The 435-nt window shown below is 60.5% G+C and carries 1 protein-coding gene; it reads left to right on the top strand.

Going from position 1 to position 435, the window contains the following annotated elements; all coding sequences use genetic code 11:
- The first annotated feature begins 279 nt into the window (after nucleotides 1-279).
- The gene (locus FL311_RS46050) at nucleotides 280-402 is read left to right on the top strand and encodes a hypothetical protein (RefSeq protein WP_009239746.1); all 123 of its coding nucleotides are present in this window, start codon (nucleotides 280-282) and stop codon (nucleotides 400-402) included.
- Nucleotides 403-435: the final 33 nt, after the last annotated feature.

Below are 435 nucleotides of genomic sequence, written 5' to 3'. Positions count from 1 at the left end.
AGGTGGATGTGGATGAGGAGGGTGGGTCACGCCGCGGCGCTTGTCACAAGCGTAGATCAGATGCAGCAATGAAGACCAGCCGGAGCCCGATGCTGTGCGTTCCAAGATGCATGCGAGCCGCGCTCGGCGGGCGTTTGCGACGCGCGATGCTATACGGAGATGAGGTCCCGAAATAGGGACCAAGAAGCGTCATTGCTCTTGCAATGGTTTTGGGGCCCCCTCTCATAGACTGGAAACGTGCCGATAAGAAGCGATCGGACCGACGAGATGGGAGGAAATATGTCCACCGCAGCAGCCAACTGGATCGTCGTCCTGACATGCGCGTACATGGAGTACAGCACGTGGCGCGGCATGAGCGTCTACCGCCGCACGGTCGGCTATGAAAGCGTGGTGTGGTGCTGACTAACGCACTGCGGGGCGGGGCAGCAACCTCCG

The organism is Myxococcus sp. AB025B (assembly GCF_006518215.1).
Classification (GTDB): domain Bacteria; phylum Myxococcota; class Myxococcia; order Myxococcales; family Myxococcaceae; genus Myxococcus; species Myxococcus fulvus.
The sequence above is the reverse complement of the archived record's forward strand: the minus strand, read 5'-3'. Positions and strand labels throughout refer to the sequence as shown.

Excerpts from the sequence above, each read along its gene's own strand:
- FL311_RS46050 (WP_009239746.1), top strand. The coding sequence starts at position 280 with ATGTCCACCGCAGCAGCCAACTGGATCGTCGTCCTGACATGCGCGTAC.